Here is a 20,150-nt window from a genome sequence, read left to right as displayed (position 1 = left end):
TCCCTTCCGAGATCCACCACCTATTCCACCCGACCGCCCTTCACCATCAAGGCCTTATGTTCTGATTCAAGTGAAACAGATTGTCGGGATCATATTGCCGCTTTAGCTGTACCAGCCGGTCGTAGTTGAGGCCGTAAGCCGCCTTTACCCTGTCGCCTTCTTCTTCGGTCATGAAGTTGATATAGACACCGGCAGAAGCATAAGGGGCGGACGCCTTGAAAAACTCCCGCGCCCAGGCAATGCAGGTTTTATCCTGCACTGTTTCGTCCCAGCGCGCATGCACATTGAGCACAAAGCGGGCATCCCTGTGGCCGTAGGCCATGGCGTTGGCGGCGACCCGATTGGCGGCACCGCCAATCATACCTATAAAAATTTCGCACTGCGGTCCGGGCAGACTGTGGGTAAAGTCAATCATGGTATCCAGCGCTTCGTCATTGAGCGCGGTGAAGTTATGGGACTTCCAGTAATTTCTCGCGCCCGGGGTCAGCAGGGGGTCAAACGCCTGCTGCCATTCCACATAGGGCTGTACGCCAACATGTTCGCCGTAAGGGGTACCGAAATCACGCAGCGGGGCTATCAGGCACTCGGCTTCTGCGGGGTCTCCGGCATAAAACACCGCAAGTACGGCCACTTCCTTACCGTGCACTTCCTCGGGTAAAAAGGGTAGCGGCGGCGCCTTTCGCATTACCACCCAGATGTTGAGCGCTTCCGGGGCCGTGTCCATGTAATCCCGATATTGCTGCAGCACCCGCTTGGCTTGGGCGATGGGAAAGACAATCAGGCCTGCGGTAATCTCCGGCCCCACCGGATGCAGCCGATACTCGAAGCCGGTCACAATGCCGAAGTTGCCCCCCGCTCCCCTGATGGCCCAAAACAGATCTTCGTTTTCCTGCTCACTGGCCCTTAGCTCTCGACCATCGGCGGTGACCAGATCCACCGCAAGCAGATTATCCACCGTCATGCCGTATTGTCGGGTCAGCCAGCCAAAACCGCCGCCCAGGGTCAGGCCGGCGGTTCCTGTGGTGGAGTTGATGCCCAGTGGCGTCGCCAGACCATGCTGCTGGGTAGCCTTGTCAACATCACCCAGCCTGGCCCCCGGCTCTACGTAAGCTATCTTTTTGGCCGCATCCACCAGTACCCTGGTCATGTTCGACAGGTCGATCATGATGCCGCCCTCGCAGACCGCATTACCGGCAATGTTATGGCCGGCACCACGAACGGAGACTTCCAGCCCCTGCTGGCGGGCAAAATGCAGTGCCCTGGGCACATCTGCGGCCTCGGCACACTGCACGATAACCGCAGGGTGTCTGTCTATGGTGGCATTCCATATCTTGCGCACCTCGTTATAGCCGGCATCTTCGGGCAGTACCACGCTACCCGTTACCGCCTCTTTCAGGGCGTTAATGGTATTCTGGGAAAAGCTTGTCATGATGGGGTCCTCGGAACGGGTCCCTGAATTACAGACTGAACAAAAAATCCGGCCAACGGCGACTGGCCGCTCACCCGATACCTGGCGGCAGAACGGCCGTCGCGATGGTATTTGACTCCATTAAAGTCTAGCACCGGCAGAGTTGCCGACCGGCAAGTTGACGAGGTATGGCCGCCCTGCTATGCCTAAAACACTGTGGATAAAGAGCATTCATCGTCCCGATAAATGCAGGCAGTACCCCAGTAAGGAGCAAACCATGAACAATCTGGTTCCTCTTCCTCGTATTGCGCTGGGCCTTGTGCTCGGTGCTACCTGCAGCATGACTTTTGCCGCCACCCCGGAAGAAAAAATTGCCAGCGCCATGAGCGCGGCCCCGCCCTCCATCAGTGCCACCGCCACCATACTGGACTGGCCGGCCGACATGAATGATGAGATGGCAGAGCTACGCGAGGGAAACAACGGCTGGACCTGTCTGCCGGATATGCCGGCCACCTCCGGCAAGGATCCCATGTGTCTGGACGCAGTCTGGATGGATTGGGCGCACGCCTGGATGAACAAGCTGCCACATACCAACAAGGGCATGGGTTTCGGTTATATGCTGCAGGGTGGCTCTCCCGAGAGCAATACCGATCCTTATGCCACCGAGCCCACCGACAGCAACGAGTGGATTAGCGAGCCGCTGCCGCACCTGATGATACTGGTGCCCGATGCCGCCATGCTCGAAGGTCTTCCCACCGATCACACCAATGGTGGCCCTTGGGTGATGTGGAAAGATACGCCCTATGTGCACATTATGGCGCCCATGCCGGCTTATCAGCCCTAGGCAACCGCCAGACAGCACCGGCCCCACCCATGGTGTGGGGCTGTTATAGCTTCAAATGAAAATTATGGAATATACTCAGACGCGTGATTTTGTTGTATTGCTATAGCAATGAACCAGATAAACATCAGCCAACATGAGGCCCCCATGATCATCACCTTATCCATTCAGCTCGTTTCAGGTATGTATGCGGAAGCAGACTGGGGCTGCGAACTGGAAATAGAAGAAAGCAGCTCGCTGCACGATCTGCATGACGCCATTCAGCAGGCGGTCGCTTTCGACAACGACCACATGTATTCGTTTTTTATCTCTCGCAAGGAATTCGGCTCGGAGCGCATCCATTTTGACGGCGAAGAGTTTTCGCTGGATGACCACATAGCGTCGCTGTTCCCCCTGCCCAAGGGCAAGAAGCTGTTCTACTGGTTTGATTTTGGCGACGATTGGATTTTTCAGGTGTCAAAATCACGCAAGAAACCGAGAGAGCCCCAGCCAGACCGCCAGTATCCCTTTGTAGCCGCCGAAACCGGCAGCAAGCCAGAGCAGTACAAGGGCTACGATCCCGAGGCTGAAGACGAGTGGTAGCAGGAAAGCTCTGACAGTTTTAAGCCCTGCAGAAACACTGCCCTTGTAGGCGCCAATTTATTCGGCGCGAACTTGCTGGCGATGGCGGGAATGCAGACTCAGCGCCAGTCGGACAAAGGGCCCGCCCCGCCGACACGCTGTAAATACCTCCATGTACGCTCTCCATTTCATCCCTGAAACGGAAGGTCGGCGGAGCAGATCCCTTTGCCCTCCTGTCAATATCTGTATGTCCTGTAGAAAAAACCGGATGTAGCGCACAGATAAATCATGCCACCCTACCGCTGCGCTTCCAAATTGCAACCCACCATAACTATAATGCGAAAGCCTCGTATGAGTTCGGCCGTAATAATGGCTGTTTGGCCTCAACCGCAGCCGCACACAGAGGCCCACCCGCCTGCAAGAGTGGCGGTAGCCTGCCTCTTTATTGGTCAATACAGGCACACACCGTAACCACATGCTCAAAAAAAACACAACTCATGTGCGGACAATTCAAGCATGCATGTTTTGCTCGCCAGGCTGAAAATGAACAGTGTCAATTTTACGGTTTGATCCTAATGTTTCGTCAATCATAAAGAGGACAACAAACAATCAACTGTAAAGCAGGCCCTATATTTTAATATATTTAAAAAGGAGGTTTTAACAAGATGGATGCAATTAACGCAATCGGCATTTCTATATTTACAATCGGCTTTTTGGTATTCATTTTTGGAGGAATACTTTTTTTGATTGAGTCATTCAAAGTCAGCATCACCTGGGGGGTTGCTTGCTTTTTAATAGCCCCTGTTATTCTTGTTTTTACTGTTATTTATTGGGATGTAGCGAAGAAACCATTCTTAATTCAGCTGGCAGGTTTTTGTATAATGTTTTTTGCCGTATCGTAAAGTAAACTTAAACCAAGGACAGCGCTGAGCACATTACGGCTTGTCGCCATTTTTCAATAACTCTTAAAAAACCACCAAAAATACTTACCCGTACTTCATCGTTAAGTCACTTAGCCCCTATAAAGGACTGGATGTATATTTATGAAAGGAAAAGTCTCCCAATGGAAAGATGATAAGGGCTTTGGGTTCATTCAGCCAGACGATGGATCTGAAAAGCTTTTCTTCCACATATCTGCGGTCAAAACGAATGCTCGCCGGCCTCAAATTGGCGACTGTGTGACCTTCGAGTCGACATTAGATGCCCTGCAAAGACTCAAGGCTAAGGAAGTAGTATTAGAAGGTATAGCCATAGACTCTAGAGCAACATTCAAAAAAGGCTCCATTCGCACTGTTCCACCAAAGAAAAATTTCGTTGACTACATTTCAGTTCTGGTAATTATGGTCTCTCTTGCTGCCACAGGGTTTGAGTTTTATCACTCACAAGAAATAGAAAGTTCCTGGCCTTTTGGCGTTCCCGCACTAATCGCGTTTTTCGTTTTAAATCGGCAGAAAAAACCGAAAGACAAATCGTTCCATTGCTCACGTTGTAGAGTGATAGCCGAGCATGACTCAAGAACCATCCAAGCTTGGAATAGTGGATTCACTAAAATTTACTGTAATGCTTGTCATGTTAAGTGGTTGAATGATCATGAAAAACAAAAACATACCCTAACACATAAGTATGCACCGATACAAAAGCAGAGTGGAGGTTGCCTTGGTTTATTGGCCCTCATAATCGTTATGCCGATCCTGGGTGGCATAGGTTTGTACCAGTGGTTTACATAAGCTGTCATTTAAAATCGACAATACTGGAAAGTCCAGTCTGAATGCTGCTACCAAGCTGGTGACTAACGTCAAGGGCTGCCCCCCGGATCCGTTGCATAAATTGGCAGCGATTGGCCTGCTGGTTCAGAGTGGCTATATTAAAGAATTACGTCAGTCGGTGTTTTAGATGGATAATCGTTATCGGCTGCATTGGGATCTTATGTTGTGTCTGGCGACTGACACCAAATCACTATTGAAGCCTTTTTTATATCTATTTCATGGTCTTATCACTTAAAGTTCTGTCTATGAACAAACGCAAACACTCGGAATATGCAGCTCCCGCATTTTAGTGGTCGTGTTCTTTACCCGTCAATATATCCACTTCAACAAAGTACAAGGAGGTCTTCAAGGTGAAACCGTGCTGGGAACAAGCCGCCCGAGATGGCGATGCCGAGTCACTGTCCGCCCAGCTTTCCGCCGGGGCAGACGTCAACGGGCTCGATCGATACGGACAGTCGGCCCTCATGTTGTCCTGTCTTGCAGGCTCGCTAGAAGCAGTCTCAGTGCTCGTTCGTGCAGGCGCCAACCTCGATATCACCGCAAAATACTGCCTCTCGGCTGCCATGCTCGCGGCCGTAAACGGGCACGAAGAGATAGTCCGTTTTCTCCATTCTGCCGGTGCCGATTTTTCCCTTCGGGGTTGTGGTGCACCCGGCTTTCATGAAAAAACCGTCGCGGATCTTGCCCGAGCCAGCGGGCTCGAAGATCTTGCTCGCGATCTTTCCTCGTAAACCACCTGACGCCGCAGCGCCAGGCGGCAATTATGCTTCTGGCAGGAATCACGGTAAGGTCGGTGGCCAAGACACACCTTTAAATCAACCAGGGGAATATTCATGAGCTGCATTTTCTGCGATATCGTGGCGGGCCAGGCGCCCTGCCATAAAGTATGGGAAGACGATGAACACCTGGCGTTTTTGTCGATTTTCCCCAATACCAGGGGCTTTACCGTGGTGATCCCCAAGGCCCACCACCCCAGTTACGCCTTTGAGGCGCCCGACGAAGTGCTGAGCAAGCTGGTTATCGCCACCAAGCGCGTGGCCCGGTTACTGGACCGGTCGTTTGACGACGTGGCCCGCACCGGCACGTTCTTTGAGGGCTACGGGGTAGATCACCTGCACAGCAAGCTGTTTCCCATGCACGGTACCGGCAGCAACTCGGCATTCCAGGCCATTGAGTCGGTGCGGGAGAAGTTTTTCGAGCGCTACGAGGGCTATTTGTCGTCCCACGACAGCCACAGGGCCAATGACGACGAGCTGGCCACCCTGGCGGCGCATATTCGCAGCGTGGCGGAACAACGCTAAAGGATTTTATTCCGCACCTGGCCGCGCTTTACACTTTTGTACAGCTTGCCAAAGCGGCGGATCTCGTCGAAGTGGGGTGGAATGCCCCGCTTCACCTAGTATTCCCAATAGCTTAGCTCCGTGTCGAGCATCTCCATCAGTTTTTTGGGGCAGCCTGTGCAGTTATTGCCGGTGCCGCACACAAAGGTGTCGGACTCGTAAAGAAGAAAGGTTTCCTTGGCCTGAACAATGAGCTCCCGCATGGCGGTGAGCCGGTCGGGCTTGCGAGACATGGCGCTCTCCTGCCGCAAAGCGGCGCGGTAATATAGAATCAACCCCGCCAGCATACGCTTGCTGGCTCCTCTCGCCCTGATCTGCATCAAGCACCCCAAGAGATCTTTCTTCTCAGTCAGCTTAACGCGGTTTTCTGGCCCCAGCATATGCTCTGAGTGCCGGTTAACTTGCAAACACAAAATTTCTTTGCGTTTTGTCGACATCCATCTGGATAAGAAAAAGCTTATTTAGCACAATGCTGCTTCATTAAGCCATATTCGTTCAATCAAAAGGATAAAAAGCATGTTCAGTCACATTATGCTGGGTGCCAACAACATTGAGGAATCAAAACGTTTTTACGATGCCACCATGGCCGTACTGAGCTACAAGCCCGGGGTGGTGGCTGAAACCGGCAATCGTTGCATGTATCTGAGCTCCAAGGGCGTGCTGGCCCTGACACTGCCGATCAATGGCGAGTCGGCCACCCATGGTAATGGCTCGACCATCGGTCTGAGCGTGACCAGCCCGGAGCTGGTAGATGCCTGGCATGCCGTCGGAGTTGAGAACGGTGGCATTCCCTGCGAGGATCCACCCGGAGTGCGCGTGGTCGGTGGCAACAAAATGTACCTGGCCTATCTGCGTGACCCCGCCGGCAACAAACTGTGTGCCACGCACTTTATGCCAGCAGAAGGCTAACCGCTTGACCACACAGACCAGACACCGCAGACAACTCGGTGCTTGAGAAGAGGCAGAAGAGATCGCCTCCCACGACCGTGAAATGACATGGCCGGAAAATGCTCCTGCCGTCCCTGGCGGTCAGACGGCATTTCACGAGCCCTCATGGATGAGTTGATGGCGTGTCGTGGGAGGTGACTGTGTATCAGTAATCAAATCCCGGCTGCGCTTTAATGCCGGCATCGAAGGCGTGCTTGATGGGCTGCACTTCGCTCACTGTATCGGCCAGCTCGATGATGGATCTGTGGCAACCACGGCCGGTGATGATGACATGCTGGTGTTTGGGCCGGTTTTTCAGCGCGGTCAGCACCCGATCCAGGTCCAGATAGTGATAGGCCACCATGTAGGTGATCTCGTCCAGCAGCACCAGATCGATGCTCGGGTCGGCCAGCATTTTTTCCGCCGGCTGCCAGGTCTGCTCGCAGGCGGCGATGTCCAGCTCGCGGTTCTGGGTTTCCCAGGTAAAGCCGGTGTTCATCACCACGAAGGGCACACCCACTTTTTGCAGCAGGTTGCGCTCGCCGCACTCCCAGCCGCCCTTGATGAACTGCACCACGGCCGCGCTTTTACCGTGGCCCACGGCCCGGGTGACGGTGCCGAAACCTGCGGTGCTTTTGCCCTTGCCGTTGCCGGTGATCACCATCAGTATGCCGTGCTCAAAGCTGGCCGCAGCCACTCTGGCGTCGACCGCCTCTTTCACTTTTTGCTGCCGCTGCTGGTGACGTTCGGCCTTTACCTGATCACGGTTGTTGTCGTTTGCTTCGCTCATGGGGTTCCTTATTGCATGCAGTCTTGCCAAAAACGGGATGATGAGTTTATCAGCCCATGCTTGCCATGTACCGGGTGCTAACAAGTCTGGTGCGGCACCATATCACAGCAGGCAAAAGATGTAAGCGGCTAGCCGCACCGCTGCAGGGCGGCGCCCAGGGTGCGAAAGTAACGGCCAAAGGCGGCGTTGATCCGTGCGCGCTGCCCGCCCTGAGGATAAAGCCCCAACTCGGCCTCTTTGGTGGCTTTGGTACCCTTGACCAGAAAACCGTTCTTGATGGCGGCGTCCTGCACAAAGGCCTCGAAGGCGCGGGCGCAAAGCTCTTCCGGCTGGCTGTAATAAAAGCAGTTCAGGCTCTGATCGGCAGCCGCCGAGGCCTTGAACAAAGGGCTGGGCTGCTCGCCCGAGTCGTCCAGCAAGATGGTGTTGAAGCAGTCGAACAGCAGATCGTTGAGTGGGTGACTCAGGGTAGCCGCATCATTCAGCCAGGCCCGGGAGGCAAAGGCGCCGCGGGCAGCGCCGGCTATCGCCTTGTCGGCCATGTAGTGGTCAAAGGCGTGAAACCATTCGTGGGCAATGCTGCCGGGGCCGGCGTTTTTGGCCAGCGAGAAACAGCGGGTGGCGGGATTGTAATGAGCCGACACGCCGGGCCGGCCGCCGATGCCGTATTGCAACGAGAGGGTGCCACGCAGGGAGATCAATGGCTCGGGCCCCTGCAAAATCAGCATCAGATCGCACAGAGCATCGAAAAACAGGCCGGCGGCGCGTTCCCGCTCCGGTCGGGTGACCCAGCGTCCTATTTCGATGCTGCAAAAGTCGAAACGACGCCTGATGTGCACAAAATCGATGTGTTCACCGGCGCCATGATCGGGCCCGTTACGATAAAAACGGGAGCGAAACTCGCCGTTATTCGCTCCCTTTGCCGCTCCTTCCGCCATTGTCACCATTCGCCAGATACCATACCGGCCCCTAGCTTAACCCAGGGGCCGGTATGGTAAAACCGCTCGACACGGGTTGTGCCGAGCGGTGGTGCTGTGGTGGCTGTGGTCGCGGCTGTTGTTGCAGTAGTAATTGCGGTAGTAACCGCTCAATGCAGGGTCACGGTGCCTTTCGCCCGGTGACCAGGCTAATCACGAACAGGATAATCCCCACTATAAACACCAGTTTGGCTGCCCAGGCGGCCGTGCCTGCCATGCCGCCAAATCCCAAGGCACCGGCAATCAGTGCGATAATCAGAAAGATAATGCCCCAACGAAACATAAGCAGCTCCTTACCCAGGTGGAAAAGTGATGCTGCCTGCGAGGGCTTATGTCCCCTCGTCAGGCAGCCGCTTGCTCTGCTCTGGTGACCACTCCCGGGTGGTCGCCCGGGAGTCACTACTCGTCGTTACCGAACATGATTATGGTACAAAAATCGACCTGTTACGCAGTATTTCAAGAAGTCCGGACAGCGGCACTGCTACCTGATCAAAGCCTCATCAGGAAAGATGAAAACGCCATCAGGCCGCACATAGTGACTCAAATGTATCCCTAAAAACACCGATAACAGACCCACCTGAAGCAGGTCTGTCATAAAACTGTCACCCTGTAATAAAACCGTCATAAAGGCTCGGCATAGTGGCGCCAACGTTGAAATGAGGAAACATATTAATGAGCCTTGAGTCCACCGCCATTCCCAGGCCCGCAAGCGAGAGTAACGTCCAGTCCAACTGGCTGTCCTGGCTGCTGGTTTCATTCCTGATTTATGTGCTGCTGGCCGCCGTGGGCGCCATCGGCTCCGGCTTCAAAGCCGCCGCCGGCAGCGACGCCAAAGAGCTGTTTGCCTTTGCTTCCAACCCGGGTATCGCGCTGATCGTCGGGGTGGTGGCCACCTCGCTCATTCAGAGCTCCAGCACAGTCACTTCCATTATCGTCGGCATGGTCGCCGGGGGAATGCCGATTAGCATCGCCATTCCCATGATCATGGGCGCCAATATCGGCACCTCGCTCACCAGTACCCTGGTCAGCCTTGGCCATATTCGCGATGGCGAGGAGTTCAAGCGGGCCTTTTCCGCCGCCACAGTGCATGACAGCTTCAACATTCTGGCCGTGGCCATACTGCTGCCGCTGGAACTGCTGTTCCGTCCGCTCGCCACCGCTTCCGAATATCTTGCCGGCCTGCTGGTCAGCGACGCCAGCGTCAGCATGAGTGGCATGAACTTCATGAAGGTGCTGCTTTCTCCTGCCTCCGACATACTGAAGGCCAGCGTGGCCTGGCTGCCGGGCATCTGGTCCGGTGTGGCGCTGATCCTGGTCGGCATTGGCCTTATCCTGATGGTGGTAACCCAGATTGGCAAGGTGCTGCGCACCCTGATGGTGGGTCGTGCCATGAACATACTGCATACCGCCGTGGGCCGCGGCCCCGCCTCGGGCATGGCCTCCGGCACCCTGGTCACCGTGCTGGTGCAGTCGTCCTCCACCACCACGTCACTGATTGTGCCCCTGGCCGGCACCGGCGTGTTCAGCCTGAAACAGGTCTACCCCTTCATTCTGGGCAGCAACATCGGCACCACCATCACAGCTCTGCTGGCGGCCACCGCCATCAGCGGCACCGCGGCCACTGTGGCGCTGCAAATCGCCCTGGTGCATCTGCTGTTCAATCTGCTGGCCATTGCCGTTATCTACGTGTTGCCGTTTCTGCGTCAGATACCGGTGGTCATGGCCGAGACCCTGGCCACTCTGGCACAACGCAACAAGGCGTATGTGGCCGCCTATATCGGTGGTGTCTTCTTTGCCCTGCCACTGATGGTGGTCGGCATTAGCCAGTGGCTCTGAGCGTATCTTGCTGGCAGGCCTAGTGCTGCGCCAGCAAGGGGCTGGCGTGGCTGATTGTAGATGAGTTCATCCGGGGAGTAAGACTACCGCCTTACTCATATATCATGCAGTCAGACAGTGCAGGACTGACATTGTCGGGTACCTTGATGACAAAGCCCTCTTCGCCCGGTACGGCACAGTTGCTCATGCAGCGTTCGGTGATCGAGTCTGGACGAGCATCGCATACAAAGCCGTTTACGTTAGGCATCTTGACTGCCGGTACACTCTCTCTGGTCGCCACAAAATCTTCAGGGACTATGTTATTTCTGGCCAGCAGGTAGGCCGTGAGGGAATAGACTTCATCATCGGTCAGCGACTGAGGGGCAGTAAAGGGCATGGCCCGTCGTACATAGTCGAAAACCGTTGTCGCGTAAGGCCAGTAGGTACCAATGGTTTTGGTTGGCCAACCGTCAGTGGAAGTCAGCGGGGTCGCATTTTCGGTGACGGCCAGCGCCGGAAAACTGGCGAACTCCGGGTTGAATCTGACGCCACCCGAACCACCTTCACCATGACAGCTGGCACATTTCGCCTCATAGACACCTTTGCCACTCTGCACATCGCCTTTGCCGTCAGGCAACCCTCTGCCATCGGGCAGTATATCTATGTCCCAGGCAGCATATACATCATGGTCTATGACCTCACCCAGACAATATTCCCGCTCCTGGCAGCTTTCATCATCTGACGGAACAGCGAACGCCATACCACAGAAAACAACAGTACCGACAACGGTCAATTTTTTCACCATATGTGTTTTATCAATCATCGAGTTAGCCCTTGTTGCCATTGGTCACTTTACCGTTGCTGTCTATTCGCCAGGGTTGCATTGCGTTGTTGTGATACACAAAGAACTTTCCTCGCGTCTTGAACAACTGCTCGAGATACGGCTGAACATATCCGGTTTCATCTCTGGCACGGCTGATCAGCGTGGCCGGCGACTTGTCCCAACGCCATGGCAAGGTAAAGGAGGTCAGACACTTGGCAAGCACAGGCTCGGCCAGATTGGCCGGCTGCCAGTTTTTTCCTCCATCCACTGACACATCAACCCCGCTGATCTTGCCCCTTCCCGACCAGGCTATGCCTCTGATCTCGTAATGGCCGGCTTCCGGCAGTTCATGTCCGCCAGAGGGAAAGGTGATCAGCGACTTGGCCTCCATAAACAACGAGGATTTATGGGCAATACCGTCAGGCCCGGTCAAATCGGTATACTTGGACGTTTCTTCGCGTGAAAATGCTGGTATATCAGACACTTCCAGCCGGCGCAGCCATTTGACATTGATATTCCCCTCGCAACCGGGCACCAGCAGACGAATGGGGTAGCCCTGCTCGGGTCGCAGACGTTCACCGTTCTGGGCATAAACGATCATGCAATCGTCCATCGCCCGACTGATGGGGATGGTACGCAGCATGGCGGCGCCATCGGCCCCTTCCGCCAGTATGTAACGTGCCTTGTCGGTATCTATGCCGGCCTCTCTCAACAGCGTTGACAGCATGACACCGGTCCATTGAGCGCAACTGACCAGGCCGTGAACATCCTGGGCTGTCTGACCGTGATTACCTTCCAGACTGGTATCACTGTTGCCCGAGCATTCGAGAAAGTGGAACTTGCTGACCGCGGGAAAACGGATCAGATCCTCCATGGAAAACAGAATTTCACGCTTTACCAGACCGTGAATGACCAGCCGGTGCTGTGCCGGATCTATGGTGGGCAGGCCGCCATGGTGGCGCTCGAAAAACAGGCCGTTGGGGGTAATGCTGCCATGCAGGTCCTGCAAGGGGGTCAGCGCCCAGGAGCTGGTCGACAGGGGGGGAACATAACCGGGGGGAGAAAACTCCGCTGCGCTCTCGCGGCGAATCACCGCTTTCTCGAAGGGAGACGGCAGTCCATAGGGACGAGCCGCGACCGGTTCGCCCAGACTCTTGGTCCATTTTGGAATAGGTAGAGGATCTGCCGCTTCTGCCTGCCTGAACAGCCCGGACATCACCAGTGCCGAACCACTGGCAACAATGCCAGACAGCAATCGACGTCTTGCAACATTTTCGGGTATCTGACCGGACTGCTCTTCGATATTCGCGGGTAAAGGTGATGAATTATCAATATTTTTAGTCATATGGAACTTAACCATCCCTGTTTCAGAACAACTGCAAGAATCTTGGTCAGCCGCAAACCGTCCAGAAAAAGGACAGTGTCGATGCCGACGGTTTGGCTGACTGTTGTCTTTATCATGGCAGCAGATTGACTGTTCAACAATTCATCAATTATGTTGACTGGCAAATAGAATTTGCCAGTCAAGGTTGATCTGGTCAGTATGGATGCCTTTTCTGACGACTGAATCCCAAAGCAAGCAATGATGATGACGGGACTGGACAAAAACAAATTGCCCCCCATGAAAACCCTGCAGGGCTTTGAAGCGGCTGCACGACTGCTGAGCTTTCGCCAGGCCGCCACCGAGCTGAACCTCAGCCACCAGGCGATCAGCAATCAGGTCCTGATGCTTGAAAATTCGCTGGGACAGCGCTTGTTTCTACGGGAAGGACGTCAGGTACAACTGACTACCTTTGGCAGGCGTCTGTACCCCGTGGTTCGGGAAGCCCTGGACAACCTGGTTCATTGCTGCGAGCAAATCCGCAATGAAGGACACGAGCAACCTTTGCGTATACATACTTATCTGACCCTTTCCCTGCGCTGGCTGTCGTCCCGCCTGCCTCATTTCAGACAACGCTATCCCGGCATAGACGTACAACTGTTTTCCACCATTCATGAGTTCGGCCTTGACGAAGGCAATGCCGACCTGGGACTGCTACTGCGCCCGGACTTCATACCGACACATCTGAGCTGGACGCCGTTGTCGCGATTCAATCTCTATCCCGTGTGCCATCCTGATCTTATCGATGGTGCCGTTCGTCTGCCAGACCCGTTGGCACTGCTGGAATACCCTCTGATCCGTATCAGCTCCGAGCAATGGCAGTGGCAAGACTGGTTTTCCGCGCTGGGCTATAAGAATGTACACATACCACAGCCACTGACAGTCAACAGTACTGCGGTAGCGCTGGAGATGGCGCTGAACGGTGAAGGCATCACCCTCACCTATGACCCTGTCGTCGACAAGGAGCTGACGGAACGACGTTTGATCCGTCCCGTAGCAGATTGCGTTGACTCTATCGGGCACTGGGGCTTTATATACCGTCGGGATCGGGAGCAGGACAGACAAATCAGATCCTTTATCACCTGGCTGCAGGCAGACATGGCCTGGCAAAGCAGCAATCCTGCCGTCGCCGGAGCCGAAAATTTCTCAGCTGCCGCCGGCTCTGATTCCTTCTCCCTGTAGGGCATAGTGCTGCGCCATGACCGCGCATACCATTAACTGGATCTGATGAAAGATCATCAGCGGCAGCAAGGCCGGGCCCAGCAGTGGCCCGGAAAACAGTACCTGCGCCATCGGCACACCGGTGGCCATGCTCTTCTTGGAGCCACCAAAGACGATGGTGATCCTGTCTTCCCGGCTGAAGCCGAAACGGCGACCCGCCCAGGCGGTAAGGAACAGCACCACAGCCAGCAGCAGGAAGCACACCTGTGTTAACAGGGCCGGGGTGTATTGAACTTCGCCATGTCTCCCCTGCCCCGATAGCGACAGACCCGACTCAACACCCTGAATGCCGGGCTGACGCAAGGCGCAATAAAAATTGAACCCGCCGTCAGATTTCGGTTAACAGCCGTCGTATTCTCGGTATAATCCGCGGCTCGCAGGAGAGAGAAGTCATTTATGCTTCCGCCGAAGGCGCAAACTCCCATAAACGCTCAGGCACAGGTACTGCGACCCATTTACATGCCAACTGGAGAGCGGTTGCAACCGGCAACCCACCGAAGGAGCAAGCGGCAATCTCCGCACAAACTCTCAGGTACAGCGGACAGAGGGAGGGGCAGTTATAACGCAGGATCCCCTGATGCTTATCTATATCTACCTGATTGCCATTACCGCCGAAGCCATGTCCGGGGCCCTGGCCGCCGGGCGCCGTAACATGGACCTGTTCGGCGTGAGCCTGATCGCCTTTCTCACCGCCCTCGGCGGCGGCACGGTGCGCGACATCATGCTGGGCAACTTTCCTATCAGCTGGACCCAGCATCCGCCTTATATCTATCTCACCATCGGTGCAGGGCTGACCACCATGCTGGTTGCCCGAGTCATGCATCGTCTGCACCGGCTGTTTCTGGTGCTGGACGCCATGGGCCTGATTGCCTTTACCATCATCGGTTGCAACGTCGCTCTCGGACTCGGTTATTCGTTACCGGTAGTAGTCATGTCCGGCATTACCACCGGCATTTTCGGCGGCATACTGCGCGATGTGCTGTGCAACCGTACCCCTCAAGTACTGCGCCACGAACTGTATGCCAGCGTTTCGCTGCTGGTGGCCCTGCTGTATCTGCTGCTGTGCGATCTGGGGGTCGATGAAAACATCAACATGCTGGCCTCGTTCGCGGTGGGACTGAGCATTCGGCTGGCGGCCATTCGCTGGCACTGGTCCTTGCCGGTATTCTCCTACTCGCCGGAACGCTGGCGGAGCTAGGCTGGGTGGCCCGCTCTTAACCCAGCGGCAAAGCCGTGGTGTATTTGATCTGCTCCATGGCGAAGCTGGAGGTGATGTCGGACAGGCCTTCGGTGCTGGTAATCAGCTTCTTGTAGAAATGGTCGAAGGCCGTGATGTCTGCCACTACCACCCGCAGCATGTAATCCCACTCGCCGGACATGCGATAGAATTCCACCACCTCATCGAAGGCGGTAACGGTCTCGGCAAACTGCGCCAGCCAAACGCTGTCGTGGTGCCGGGTCTTGAGCTGCACGAACACCGACAGCCCCAGTCCCAGTCTGTCTGCATCCAGCAGTGCCACCCGGCCACGAATATAACCGGCCTCTTCCAGCTTTTTCACCCGCTTCCAGCACGGGGTGGTAGACAGATTCACCGCCTCGGCCAGATCTTTCAACGGCAGCGAGGCATCCTGCTGCAGCAGGGCCAGGATCTTCCGATCGAAAATATCCACTCTTCAACACCCTTAAATAGAGAAAAATTTTCTAAAAAATAGCATCAAGATGGGAAAGATAGAAAAACTTTTACCTGAAGTAAGGGATATAATTTTTGCATGACAGAACCACTCGGTTCTCCCTGTTACCCTAGCACCGGACCCCCGACCATGAATAACTGGACCCGCACCGCCCTCAAGACCCTGTCCAGCGACCAGCTGCGCACCTCGGATACCCATCTGTACCGGCTCGATATTCCCGGCCTGCAGGGCATCGACATCTATTTGAAGGACGAAAGCACCCACCCCACCGGCAGCCTCAAACACCGGCTGGCCCGCTCGCTGTTTCTGCATGCCATCTGCAGCGGCAAGATCAACGAAGGCACCCATGTGGTAGAAGCCTCGTCGGGTAGCACCGCCGTGTCCGAGGCCTATTTTGCCAAGCTGCTGGGGCTGCCCTTTACCGCCGTGATGCCACGCCATACCACCTGTAAGAAGGTCGAGCAGGTAGTGCGTCTGGGTGGGCATTGCCACTTCGTGGATCACGCCGCCGAGGTCTACTCACAAGCGGAGCGACTGGCGCGGGAAAGCGGCGGTCACTACATGGATCAGTTCACCTTTGCCGAGCGGGCCACCGACTGGCGCGGTAACAACAACATCGCCGAGAGTATCTTCCGTCAGCTGGCCGAAGAGCCCCACCCCGTTCCCCGCGCCATCGTGATGAGCGCCGGCACCGGCGGCACCTCCGCCACCCTGGGCCGTTATGCCCGTTATCTGGGGCTGGATACCCGGCTGGTGGTGGTCGACCCCGAAAACTCGGTGTTCTACGACAGCTACCAGAGCGGCGACGCCAGTCTGGTGAGCCAGGCCGGTGGCCGTATCGAAGGCATAGGCCGCCCGCGGGTAGAGGCGTCTTTTCTGCCCGAGGTGATCGACGAGATGATCAAGGTGCCGGACGCCGCCAGCATCGCCACCATTCACTGGCTGGAGCACATTCTGGGCCGCAAGGCCGGCGGCTCGACCGGCACCAACCTGTGGGGTGTGCTACAGCTGGCCAAGCGCATGCAGGAAAAAGGCGAGCGCGGCTCCCTGGTCACCCTGATGTGCGACGGCGGCGAGCGTTATCTGGATACCTACTACAACCCGGAGTGGGTAGCGAAGAACATCGGCGATCTCACGCCTTTCAGCGAGCAATTGGCGGTGTTCGGGTAAACAAAGCTGGAAGCCGTAAGCTTTAAGCTGTAAGAAAAGAAAAAAAGCAGGAGTCCATTCTGCAGGTGGCCGTACAGCCTGTCATGGACTCTGGCCTTCGCCAGAGTGACTGATGTAGGCACGGCGCTATACTCCCCTCCGAGTCATTCCGGGCTTGCCCCGGAATCTATTCAAAAAACAACTCGGTTTCCACAAGCACAACACAGCACCAACCATCAACACCCTTACAGCTGACAGCTTACGGCTTACGGCTTGTTTTCCCTGGTCCCAGCACCAGCATGCAGGGGGTCAGCAGCAGCGTCAGCAAAGTAGCGAAGGCCAGGCCGCCGGCGATGGCGCTCGACAACTGAGTCCACCACTGGGTAGAAGGCGCACCCAGGCCCAGGCTGGGTGCCAGCAGATCCACGTTCACCCCCAGCACCATGGGCATCAGCCCCAGTACGGTGGTAATGGCGGTCAGCAGCACAGGCCGCAGACGCAGGCAACCGGTTTCCAGCGCCGCCTCGGTCGGGCTCATGCCCTCGGCGCGCAGCTGGTTGAAGGTGTCGATCAGCACTATGTTGTTGTTCACCACTATGCCCGCCAGGGCGATGATACCCATGCCCACCATGACGATGCCGAACGACTGGCCGTTCAGCAACAGGCCCATCAGCACGCCGGCGGTGGAAAACACGATGGCCGACAGTACCAGCGCGGTCTGATACAGGCTGTTGAACTGGGTCACCAGGATCAACGTCATCAGAAAAATGGCCACCCCGAAGGCGTTGATCAGAAACTGCCCCGCCTCGCGCTGATCCGCATCTTCGCCGGCCACCACCAGACCCACTCCGGGCGGCAGCGAGGTGACCCGCTCGCTCAGGGCGCTCAGCCGATCGTCCAGCCGAAAGCCCTCGGCAATGTCGGCCTTGATGGTGATGGTACGCCGACCGTCGACCCGGTGCAGGGTACCGATTTTCGGCGCCGGGGTCAGGGTCACGAAATGACTCAACGGCACCTGGCCACGCGGGGTGTTGAGGGTCAGTCGCGACAGCTGATCGAGCGAACGCCAGTGTTGCGGTAGCCGCACCCGAATGTCCACTTCGTCACTGGCGTCCTCTGGTCGGTACGTCGCCAGTTTCAGGCCATTGGTCACCAGCTGCACCGCGTTACCCACACTCAGTACATCGGCTCCCAGCCGGGCGGCGGCTTCACGGTTCACGGTCAGCCGCCATTCTATGCCGGGCAGGCTGCGGTCGTCCTCGATATCGATAAAACCACCCAGCGCTTCCATGGCCGCACGCAGGGTATCGGTGGCCGTCGCCATGCTGTGCTCGTCGCTGCCATTGATTTGCAGCTCCACCGGCTTGCCGCCGCCCGGCCCCATCTGTTGCTGCCTGAACTCCAGCACCACACCGGGAATATCCTCGGTCAGCGCCAGCATGGTGTCCTTGATGGCGCTGGCCGGCCGGCGCCGGTGCCAGTCGGTAAACTGAAACTGCAGCACCCCAATCACATCGGTGCCCATCTGGTTGTCGGTTCTGGCAAAACTGCGGGCATACAGCGCTTTTACTTCGCTCAGACTCTGCAAGCGCCCTTCCACCTCGCGCAATATGGCGTCTTTCTCATGCACCGACAAATCGCCCCGGGCGCGCACCTGCAGCTGGGCGCTGTCCGGTTCGATGGACGGAAAAAACTCCACCCCGTGGTTAAAGCGGGCGTAACCGGCGTAGATAAGCCCGATCAGCACCAGGGTGCCGATCAGGGTCAGACCGGGCCGCTTCAACAAGCGGCCCAACAGGCTCCGATATTGATTGAGCCCCGGCACCGTGACCGGCACCCGGGCGCCGGTTCTGTGTCGGCTAAGGCCGCCCATGGTGGGCAAGAAAATCAACGCCATGGCCAGGGAGGCCAGCAAGCAGATGATGACGGTGGCGGGCAGGTATTTCATGAACTCCCCCACCACCCCAGGCCAGAACAGCAAGGGCATAAACACCGCCAGGGTAGTGGCGGTCGAGGCGATCACCGGCCAGCTCATGCGATGGGCGGCGTTGATCCAGGCCTGCCTGGGCGTCTGCCCCTCGTGCAGGTGACGGTCGGCCAGCTCGCTCACCACTATGGCCCCGTCCACCAGCATGCCGGCCACCAGGATCAACGAGAACAGCACTATGATGTTCATGGTGAAGCCGATGGCCCAGATGATCAGAATACCGCTGAGAAAGGCGCCGGGAATGGTCAGCCCCACCATGATGGCCGAACGTGCGCCCATGGTGGCGAGGATCAGGATCAAGACCAGTACCACAGCGGTGAGCACGTTGTTGAGCAGATCGGAAAGCATGTCCTCAATCTGGACCGACTGATCCATGATGTAGTTGATTTCCACCCCCGGCGGCAACAGCGGGCCAGCCTCTGCCAGCAGGGTCTTGACCCGGGCGATGGTGTTGATGATGTTGGCGCCGGCCCGCTTGCTGACCTCCAGCACCAGCCCCGGCTCGCCGTTGATGCGGGCAAAACCGGCCGGATCCTTGAAGGTACGGCGCAGGGTCGCCACATCGCCGAAGGTCACCACCTGATCGCCGCTTACCTTGATGGGCAGGCCCAGCACGTCGTCCAGATCCTCAATCACCCCGGGCACCTTTATCGCCAGCCGGCCGGCGCCGGTATCCAGGCTGCCGGCGGCCACCAGCCGGTTGTTGCGCGACACCAGGTTGAACAGCTGGGCATAGTCGATGCCGTAGCTATCCAGCACCTGGGGGTCGACCAGAATTTCCAGCAAATCTTCCCGATCGCCACCGATGTCCACCTCCAGCACCTCGGGAATGCCTTCAATTTCATCTTTCAGTCGTCGGGCCGTCATCACCAGCTCGGCTTCCGTCAGAGGGCCCGACAGGGCCACCGACAGCACCGGAAACAGCGCCACGTTGATTTCGTTCACTATTGGCTCGTCGGCTTCCTGTGGCAACTTGCTGCGCGCCGAGTCGACCTTTTCCCGCACGTCCTGCAGCGCCTGTTTGGGATTGAAGCCGGCATCGAACTCCAGCATCACAGACGCATAGCCCTCGCTGGCGTTGGAGGTCATTTTCTTTACGCCCGCCAGGGTGCGCAGCTCCTGCTCCATGGGCCGTACCAGCAGCCGCTCGGCATCTTCCGGGCTGATGCCTTCCAGCCTCATGGACACATACATCATGGGGATGGTCACATCCGGGTTGGCTTCCTTGGGAATGGCCAGATAGGCGCCCACACCGCCAATCAGCAGAAACAGAAAGGCCATCAGGGTGGCGCGGCTGCGATATACCGCCGCTGCAATCAGCTCCCTCATGGCTCTGGCTCCACTTCGCGTACCCTGACGGTGCTGCCCTCGGTGACAAAGCCCGCCCCCCGGGTGATGATGCGCACCGGCTGCGGCAGGCCACTGACCCAGGCCTCGTCGGGAGTGATGCTGAGCAGGGTGACCGGCACCCGT

The 20,150-nt window shown here is 56.6% G+C and carries 21 protein-coding genes and 1 riboswitch; of the genes, 11 read left to right on the top strand and 10 right to left on the bottom strand.

Features of this window, described 5'->3' with window-relative positions; translation table 11 throughout:
• Positions 1-46 precede the first annotated feature (46 nt).
• Positions 47-1,429, bottom strand: coding sequence for an FAD-binding oxidoreductase (locus UN63_RS01315; RefSeq protein WP_104484985.1), 1,383 nt, complete (start codon positions 1,427-1,429; stop codon positions 47-49).
• Between the two features lie 256 nt (positions 1,430-1,685).
• On the opposite strand from UN63_RS01315, the gene UN63_RS01310 reads away from it, so the two are divergent.
• The 6 genes from UN63_RS01310 to UN63_RS01285 all read left to right on the top strand — a co-directional run bounded on the left by UN63_RS01310 (position 1,686) and on the right by UN63_RS01285 (position 5,877).
• Positions 1,686-2,252 carry a hypothetical protein gene (locus UN63_RS01310; RefSeq protein ID WP_104484984.1) on the top strand — a complete coding sequence of 189 codons (567 nt, stop codon included), beginning with the start codon at positions 1,686-1,688 and terminating at the stop codon, positions 2,250-2,252.
• Between the two features lie 144 nt (positions 2,253-2,396).
• Entirely contained in the window at positions 2,397-2,831 is a 435-nt protein-coding gene (locus UN63_RS01305) for an IS1096 element passenger TnpR family protein (protein ID WP_181068138.1), read from the top strand.
• Between the two features lie 644 nt (positions 2,832-3,475).
• Positions 3,476-3,712 (top strand): hypothetical protein, encoded by a 237-nt coding sequence (locus UN63_RS01300; protein ID WP_104484982.1) that lies wholly within the window; start codon positions 3,476-3,478, stop codon positions 3,710-3,712.
• A 141-nt stretch (positions 3,713-3,853) separates the two neighbouring features.
• Complete coding sequence (locus UN63_RS01295) at positions 3,854-4,537, top strand: cold shock domain-containing protein (RefSeq protein WP_104484981.1); 684 nt, start codon at positions 3,854-3,856, stop codon at positions 4,535-4,537.
• Positions 4,538-4,926: 389 nt separating this feature from the next.
• A complete protein-coding gene (locus tag UN63_RS01290; protein WP_181068137.1) occupies positions 4,927-5,307 on the top strand; it encodes an ankyrin repeat domain-containing protein in 381 nt (126 codons plus the stop codon).
• Between the two features lie 102 nt (positions 5,308-5,409).
• On the top strand, positions 5,410-5,877 hold the full coding sequence (locus UN63_RS01285) for an HIT family protein (protein ID WP_104484979.1): 468 nt from the start codon (positions 5,410-5,412) through the stop codon (positions 5,875-5,877).
• A 95-nt stretch (positions 5,878-5,972) separates the two neighbouring features.
• Here UN63_RS01285 and UN63_RS17425 read toward each other — a convergent pair whose 3' ends face one another.
• Positions 5,973-6,149 (bottom strand): hypothetical protein, encoded by a 177-nt coding sequence (locus UN63_RS17425; protein ID WP_373294584.1) that lies wholly within the window; start codon positions 6,147-6,149, stop codon positions 5,973-5,975.
• Between the two features lie 283 nt (positions 6,150-6,432).
• On the opposite strand from UN63_RS17425, the gene UN63_RS01275 reads away from it, so the two are divergent.
• On the top strand, positions 6,433-6,825 hold the full coding sequence (locus tag UN63_RS01275) for a VOC family protein (RefSeq protein ID WP_104484978.1): 393 nt from the start codon (positions 6,433-6,435) through the stop codon (positions 6,823-6,825).
• Between the two features lie 184 nt (positions 6,826-7,009).
• Here the strand turns inward: UN63_RS01275 and cobO are convergent, their stop codons facing one another.
• The 3 genes from cobO to UN63_RS01260 all read right to left on the bottom strand — a co-directional run bounded on the left by cobO (position 7,010) and on the right by UN63_RS01260 (position 8,893).
• Positions 7,010-7,633 carry a cob(I)yrinic acid a,c-diamide adenosyltransferase gene (gene cobO, locus UN63_RS01270; protein ID WP_104484977.1) on the bottom strand — a complete coding sequence of 208 codons (624 nt, stop codon included), beginning with the start codon at positions 7,631-7,633 and terminating at the stop codon, positions 7,010-7,012.
• Between the two features lie 128 nt (positions 7,634-7,761).
• Positions 7,762-8,580: a CLCA_X family protein gene (locus UN63_RS01265; RefSeq protein WP_229793537.1), complete on the bottom strand. Its 819-nt coding sequence runs from the start codon at positions 8,578-8,580 to the stop codon at positions 7,762-7,764.
• 151 nt (positions 8,581-8,731) lie between these two features.
• Positions 8,732-8,893, bottom strand: coding sequence for a DUF1328 domain-containing protein (locus UN63_RS01260; protein ID WP_104484976.1), 162 nt, complete (start codon positions 8,891-8,893; stop codon positions 8,732-8,734).
• 389 nt (positions 8,894-9,282) lie between these two features.
• Between UN63_RS01260 and UN63_RS01255 the strand changes: the two genes are divergently transcribed.
• Positions 9,283-10,446 carry a Na/Pi symporter gene (locus UN63_RS01255; protein ID WP_104484975.1) on the top strand — a complete coding sequence of 388 codons (1,164 nt, stop codon included), beginning with the start codon at positions 9,283-9,285 and terminating at the stop codon, positions 10,444-10,446.
• A gap of 91 nt (positions 10,447-10,537) precedes the next feature.
• Here the strand turns inward: UN63_RS01255 and UN63_RS01250 are convergent, their stop codons facing one another.
• Together UN63_RS01250 and soxC are read right to left on the bottom strand one after the other, a co-directional pair.
• Positions 10,538-11,248 (bottom strand): c-type cytochrome, encoded by a 711-nt coding sequence (locus UN63_RS01250; RefSeq protein WP_219821043.1) that lies wholly within the window; start codon positions 11,246-11,248, stop codon positions 10,538-10,540.
• Between the two features lie 4 nt (positions 11,249-11,252).
• The gene (gene soxC, locus UN63_RS01245) at positions 11,253-12,593 is read right to left on the bottom strand and encodes a sulfite dehydrogenase (protein ID WP_104484974.1); all 1,341 of its coding nucleotides are present in this window, start codon (positions 12,591-12,593) and stop codon (positions 11,253-11,255) included.
• Between the two features lie 240 nt (positions 12,594-12,833).
• Between soxC and UN63_RS01235 the strand changes: the two genes are divergently transcribed.
• Positions 12,834-13,811, top strand: a complete 978-nt coding sequence (locus UN63_RS01235; RefSeq protein ID WP_181068136.1) for a LysR substrate-binding domain-containing protein — start codon at positions 12,834-12,836, stop codon at positions 13,809-13,811.
• On the opposite strand, the gene UN63_RS01230 is transcribed toward UN63_RS01235, so the two are convergent.
• On the bottom strand, positions 13,776-14,153 hold the full coding sequence (locus UN63_RS01230; RefSeq protein WP_373294583.1) for a bile acid:sodium symporter: 378 nt from the start codon (positions 14,151-14,153) through the stop codon (positions 13,776-13,778). The two genes, UN63_RS01235 and UN63_RS01230, sit on opposite strands and share 36 nt — an antisense overlap.
• A 64-nt stretch (positions 14,154-14,217) precedes the next feature.
• Positions 14,218-14,307, top strand: a riboswitch (glycine riboswitch).
• Between the two features lie 120 nt (positions 14,308-14,427).
• Between UN63_RS01230 and UN63_RS01225 the strand changes: the two genes are divergently transcribed.
• Positions 14,428-15,048, top strand: a complete 621-nt coding sequence (locus tag UN63_RS01225; protein WP_104484971.1) for a trimeric intracellular cation channel family protein — start codon at positions 14,428-14,430, stop codon at positions 15,046-15,048.
• Positions 15,049-15,064: 16 nt separating this feature from the next.
• Here UN63_RS01225 and UN63_RS01220 read toward each other — a convergent pair whose 3' ends face one another.
• Complete coding sequence (locus UN63_RS01220) at positions 15,065-15,520, bottom strand: Lrp/AsnC family transcriptional regulator (protein WP_104484970.1); 456 nt, start codon at positions 15,518-15,520, stop codon at positions 15,065-15,067.
• A 150-nt stretch (positions 15,521-15,670) separates the two neighbouring features.
• Between UN63_RS01220 and UN63_RS01215 the strand changes: the two genes are divergently transcribed.
• Positions 15,671-16,711 (top strand): PLP-dependent cysteine synthase family protein, encoded by a 1,041-nt coding sequence (locus UN63_RS01215; RefSeq protein ID WP_104484969.1) that lies wholly within the window; start codon positions 15,671-15,673, stop codon positions 16,709-16,711.
• Positions 16,712-16,949: 238 nt separating this feature from the next.
• Here the strand turns inward: UN63_RS01215 and UN63_RS01210 are convergent, their stop codons facing one another.
• Entirely contained in the window at positions 16,950-20,006 is a 3,057-nt protein-coding gene (locus tag UN63_RS01210; protein WP_104484968.1) for an efflux RND transporter permease subunit, read from the bottom strand.
• Positions 20,007-20,150: the final 144 nt, after the last annotated feature.

It is taken from the genome of Oceanisphaera arctica (assembly GCF_002936955.1).
In the GTDB taxonomy this organism is placed as follows: domain Bacteria; phylum Pseudomonadota; class Gammaproteobacteria; order Enterobacterales; family Aeromonadaceae; genus Oceanimonas; species Oceanimonas arctica.
Note: the sequence above shows the minus strand (reverse complement) of the source record. Positions and strands in the feature narration are given on the sequence as shown.

What these genes read in the sequence shown, in the direction of transcription:
- UN63_RS01315 (WP_104484985.1), bottom strand. Translation starts at nt 1,429, where the DNA reads ATGACAAGCTTTTCCCAGAATACCATTAACGCCCTGAAAGAGGCGGTA.
- UN63_RS01310 (WP_104484984.1), top strand. Translation starts at nt 1,686, where the DNA reads ATGAACAATCTGGTTCCTCTTCCTCGTATTGCGCTGGGCCTTGTGCTC.
- UN63_RS01305 (WP_181068138.1), top strand. Translation starts at nt 2,397, where the DNA reads ATGATCATCACCTTATCCATTCAGCTCGTTTCAGGTATGTATGCGGAA.
- UN63_RS01300 (WP_104484982.1), top strand. Translation starts at nt 3,476, where the DNA reads ATGGATGCAATTAACGCAATCGGCATTTCTATATTTACAATCGGCTTT.
- UN63_RS01295 (WP_104484981.1), top strand. Translation starts at nt 3,854, where the DNA reads ATGAAAGGAAAAGTCTCCCAATGGAAAGATGATAAGGGCTTTGGGTTC.
- UN63_RS01285 (WP_104484979.1), top strand. Translation starts at nt 5,410, where the DNA reads ATGAGCTGCATTTTCTGCGATATCGTGGCGGGCCAGGCGCCCTGCCAT.
- UN63_RS17425 (WP_373294584.1), bottom strand. Translation starts at nt 6,149, where the DNA reads ATGTCTCGCAAGCCCGACCGGCTCACCGCCATGCGGGAGCTCATTGTT.
- UN63_RS01275 (WP_104484978.1), top strand. Translation starts at nt 6,433, where the DNA reads ATGTTCAGTCACATTATGCTGGGTGCCAACAACATTGAGGAATCAAAA.
- cobO (WP_104484977.1), bottom strand. Translation starts at nt 7,633, where the DNA reads ATGAGCGAAGCAAACGACAACAACCGTGATCAGGTAAAGGCCGAACGT.
- UN63_RS01265 (WP_229793537.1), bottom strand. Translation starts at nt 8,580, where the DNA reads ATGGTGACAATGGCGGAAGGAGCGGCAAAGGGAGCGAATAACGGCGAG.
- UN63_RS01260 (WP_104484976.1), bottom strand. Translation starts at nt 8,893, where the DNA reads ATGTTTCGTTGGGGCATTATCTTTCTGATTATCGCACTGATTGCCGGT.
- UN63_RS01255 (WP_104484975.1), top strand. Translation starts at nt 9,283, where the DNA reads ATGAGCCTTGAGTCCACCGCCATTCCCAGGCCCGCAAGCGAGAGTAAC.
- UN63_RS01250 (WP_219821043.1), bottom strand. Translation starts at nt 11,248, where the DNA reads ATGATTGATAAAACACATATGGTGAAAAAATTGACCGTTGTCGGTACT.
- soxC (WP_104484974.1), bottom strand. Translation starts at nt 12,593, where the DNA reads ATGACTAAAAATATTGATAATTCATCACCTTTACCCGCGAATATCGAA.
- UN63_RS01235 (WP_181068136.1), top strand. Translation starts at nt 12,834, where the DNA reads ATGATGACGGGACTGGACAAAAACAAATTGCCCCCCATGAAAACCCTG.
- UN63_RS01225 (WP_104484971.1), top strand. Translation starts at nt 14,428, where the DNA reads ATGCTTATCTATATCTACCTGATTGCCATTACCGCCGAAGCCATGTCC.
- UN63_RS01215 (WP_104484969.1), top strand. Translation starts at nt 15,671, where the DNA reads ATGAATAACTGGACCCGCACCGCCCTCAAGACCCTGTCCAGCGACCAG.
- UN63_RS01210 (WP_104484968.1), bottom strand. Translation starts at nt 20,006, where the DNA reads ATGAGGGAGCTGATTGCAGCGGCGGTATATCGCAGCCGCGCCACCCTG.